We start from the raw sequence: 4,030 nt of genomic DNA on the forward strand, positions 1-4,030 counted from the left end.
ACCCCTCGGATGGACAGATCCCACTCCAGGACACCCTTGCGGGGCCAGTCACTTACTGAGTCACATCCAAGGGGCAGCACGGCCAATACCCACTCTGCCAGCCAGTCCCAGACCAGCCACAACAATCCTCACAGTCACTTATGGCCCATTCCGGATGGAAACATGGGCCATAAGTGACTGTGAGGATTGTGGTGGGTCCAGCCCGGCTACGGCGACCGGACCAGCCCCTCCCACGTAACGGTCCAGTCAGCCGGGAAACCTGGTGCGTGTCGATCCGGTCCGTTGTCCCAGCCCGCTGCCATGAGCGCGACGGCGGCGAGGAGCCCACCGTTCCCGGGCAAATAGAGCGGCAGGGAATCGGTTTGGCGGTTGTGCCCGTTGGGAAGGAACGTGTTCTTGCCGGCACTGAGCAGTAGGGCGTCAATGGCGGCCTCAGGATCCTCGAGCCGGGCAGCCGTCATTGCCATCACGGGGTAGTCCCAACCCCAGGTGCTGCCCCAATCCCAATCCGCGAGGACACTAGACAGGGTGGCGCGCATGATGTCCGGATCAATCAGGTCCGTCCGAGGCAGGACACCAAGCGCGCACAGCATTGAAGGGTGGTCCGTGCGGATGGTGAAAGGCTCCGCGTCGATCGCAGCGTAAACGCCGTCGATCACGCGTGGCGACACCATGCCATCTGCCACGTCGGACCATGCCGGCACAGGGTCCAGACCCAGCCGATCGCGCCAGGCAATTGCGGTCCGCAGGCCCCACTGCCAGTAGGCCAACTCAAACGTGGGATTAGTGACTTTGGCCCGGATCGAGCCGTAGCTTTCCTGTGCCGGAATCAAGGGCGGCCCCAACTCGAACCCACGCGACGTGGGATGTGCAAAGTCGGCCATGAAGGCCGCTGACTCAAACACGATCTCCGAAAATTCTTCCAACACCTCACGCCGGGGATTTGCCCGGTACACAAGCTCGGCCAAGTGAATGGGGTGTGGCTGCTGCCAGATCAGGAATGTCCCGATCGGACTTGGGCTTTCCCTGCCGTCCGGTCCGATCTGCTTGGGCCAGCGGACGCCGTCGAATCCCTGGGCCTTTGCAGTCTGGCGGGATACTTCCAGGACACTTGAGTACCACCGTAGCGATGGCAAGAGCAGCTCCACACGGTTCCAAAGCGCAAAGTGCGCGGCATGCCACCAGTGCATCTCCAAGTGGAAGCGGCCACGCCAGGAGTTGCATACGAGCCCGGTTTCCTGCGGAGGCAGCGAGCCTGAGCAATTGATCGCGGTCAGATACTGGGAAAGTACAATCCTTCGCTCCAATTCCTTGGCCCTGTGATCCTCGGTCGCATCAAGCTCGATCGCGCCGCCCGAGTACCAGAAACCAGGCCAATAGGCCTCGGAAGCTGCGATCACGCGATGAGCTGGTGAATGCTCGACGCCGGTCCCATCAGTGGCGGCATGGCTTACCGCAGGTGTCGTGACTGTTCGCCTGTTGTTGCCTCGAGGGATGCAGTCGCCGTCTTCGGAGGAAAGGAAGGCGACGGAGAAGTCCAGCACGTCGTTGGTGTCCGAACCTCCGGCCGTAGCAGGAGCTACTTGGAGTTGATGCTGTTCGGGCTGTTCCACTGTAAGGTTTTGGCCGGTGATCACCACCTGATAGCGGGCTTCGTCCAACTCGCGGTGGGCTGTCCATGTTGCGCAGCCACCGTGCTCATCGGACTTGACCGGGCCATCGAGCGAGGTGGTGTGGGCGTTCGGACTGTTCCAGTCAGCCGCGTCGTGCCACGCCTCAGAGCCATAGGGGAACCTGACAGCGACGACCAAACCGGCACCAAGCGCCCTCGATTCCACGCGGACGCCGAGCTCATCACGGTCCGGGTGGCATGCCGTCGTAACCTTGACGGGATGTCCTGCCAACGTGAAGCGGCTCGTCACCACTCCCGACCATAAATCGAGTGTTTGTTCGGCGTCGGTGATCTCCGCTTCAAGGATTGAGCGGACGGTGCCATTCTCAAGCCAGTGGAAGCCGATGCGACCCAGGTCCAGCCGATGCTGGTTCGCCCGGAGCCAGGTCTCAGCCGGGGATGTGTCGGTCTCGCGATCGTTAACGATGCCACCCACCATRTCCACGTACGGCACTGGGCCGCGGGGGGAATCGTAGAGGACTATCGAGTCGGCAAGGTCATACGGCTGCGGCGCAGGCACGGAGTGCCAACCCCATTGCGACTGGGTTCCCAGAAGGGTGCCCGCAGGGAGGTCATCGCGGGCGCCCACAGGGTAGGCCGCGGGAAAAGTCTGCAAGCCGGTGAGATCCAACGTGAAGGCGAACTCGCCATTGCCGACGGATACGGGGCTCCGCGCGTCAAGGTGTTTCTGACGGACATTATGGCGCTGGACGAGTGCCCTGCGGTCGATTGCAGGGGATTCGGACCTCTTGGGCAAGGCGGGCTCCTCGGTAGGTCAAATAGTTCATTTCCAAAACTATTGACGAATATACACGCCCTTGATACGTTTCAGGAACCGTTTTCTCGAGCCTGAAAGAAGCTTGCCCAATGACGCGTAAATCTCTCCGTAGTATCCGGAAGTCGATAGCTTTCGTAGCAGCCGTCAGCGTGCTGGGGCTCACCGCAGCCTGCTCCAGCCCTTCATCCAGCCAGGCCGAAGACGGACCCGTAGAGATTCGGTTCTCCTGGTGGGGCAACGCAACCCGTGCCGAACTGACGAACAAAGCTATCAAGGAGTTCGAGGCTGCCAACCCCAACATCAAGGTCAAGCCGGAGTATGGCGACATTGGAGGCTACTTCGACAAACTGGCTACCCAGGTGGCAGCCAACGACGCCCCCGATGTCATCACCATGGGCGGTGCCTACCCGGCCGAGTATGCCAACCGCGGGGCCCTGCTGGATCTGTCCAAGGTGGACGGCTCACTCGACCTCTCCAAAATGGATCAGGGAGCCTTGGAAAACGGGCAGGTCCAGGGCAAGCAGTACGGCGTCTCCACTGGTGCCAACGCCTTGGCCATCGTAGTGAACCCCGCTGTTTTCCAGGCTGCAGGCGTTGCCCTGCCGGATGACAGCAAGTGGTCCTGGGATGACTTCGCAAAGACCGCCGAAGACATCACTGCCAAGAGCCCCAAGGGAACATACGGCACAGCAACCGTCCTTACGCATGACTCGCTGGATGCCTTCGCCCGCCAACGTGGCAAGTCCCTCTACACTCAGGACGGCCAGCTGGGACTGGACAAGGAAACCGTGCAGGACTACTTCGACTTCTCGCTCAAGCTCAGCGAGTCAGGCGCTGCCCCCAGCGCTTCGGAAACCGTGGAGAAACTCAACGTCAGCACTGAACAGACACTTATGGGCATGGGGCAGGCCGGCATGATGCTCACTTGGTCCAACTCCCTGAGCGCACTGAGCAAAGCCTCCGGCGCTGAGCTGAAGCTGCTGAAGCTGCCGGGGGAGACCCCGACGCCTGGTATCTGGCTCCAGTCCTCGCAGTTCTACACCATCTCCGCGCGCAGCAAGCACATGGATGCCGCTGCCAAGCTGGTCAGCTTCCTCGTGAACAATGAGGCCGCAGCAAAGATCATCCAGAGCGACCGTGGCGTACCCAGCAACTCCGGCATGCGTACGGCCATCCAGGATCTGCTCACGCCGCAGGGCAAGGCCGAGGCCGCCTACATCGACCAGATTGGCAAGATGGACTTCGCCCCTACGTTCATCGGTCCCACTGGTTCAACAGCGGTATCCGAGATCACGGCGCGCATCAACACCGAAGTCCTGTTCAAGCGGCTGACCCCGGAGAAGGCCGCCGAGCAGTGGCTTAGTGAGAGTAAAGCGGCCATCGGCAAGTAGGACAACGCGAGGTCACTTATGGCCCCTTCCAGAGGGAAACATGGGCCATAAGTGACTGTGAGGATTGTTGTGGCTGGTCTGGGACTGGCTGGCAGAGTGGGTATTGGCCGTGCTGCCCCTTGGATGTGACTCAGTAAGTGACTGGCCCCGCAAGGGTGTCCTGGAGTGGGATCTGTCCATCCGAGGGGT

At 61.2% G+C, this 4,030-nt stretch carries 2 protein-coding genes; one reads left to right on the forward strand and one right to left on the reverse strand.

The window, feature by feature from the left end; genetic code table 11:
* Positions 1–206: 206 nt before the first annotated feature.
* A complete protein-coding gene (locus AC1DCM_RS26415) occupies positions 207–2,429 on the reverse strand; it encodes a hypothetical protein (RefSeq protein ID WP_477520309.1) in 2,223 nt (740 codons plus the stop codon).
* A gap of 110 nt (positions 2,430–2,539) precedes the next feature.
* On the opposite strand from AC1DCM_RS26415, the gene AC1DCM_RS26420 reads away from it, so the two are divergent.
* Positions 2,540–3,841, forward strand: coding sequence for an ABC transporter substrate-binding protein (locus AC1DCM_RS26420; RefSeq protein WP_477520310.1), 1,302 nt, complete (start codon positions 2,540–2,542; stop codon positions 3,839–3,841).
* Positions 3,842–4,030: the final 189 nt, after the last annotated feature.

The sequence above is a fragment of the Paenarthrobacter sp. 10N417 genome (genome assembly GCF_056394745.1).

What these genes read in the sequence shown, in the direction of transcription:
- AC1DCM_RS26420 (WP_477520310.1), top strand. Translation starts at nt 2,540, where the DNA reads ATGACGCGTAAATCTCTCCGTAGTATCCGGAAGTCGATAGCTTTCGTA.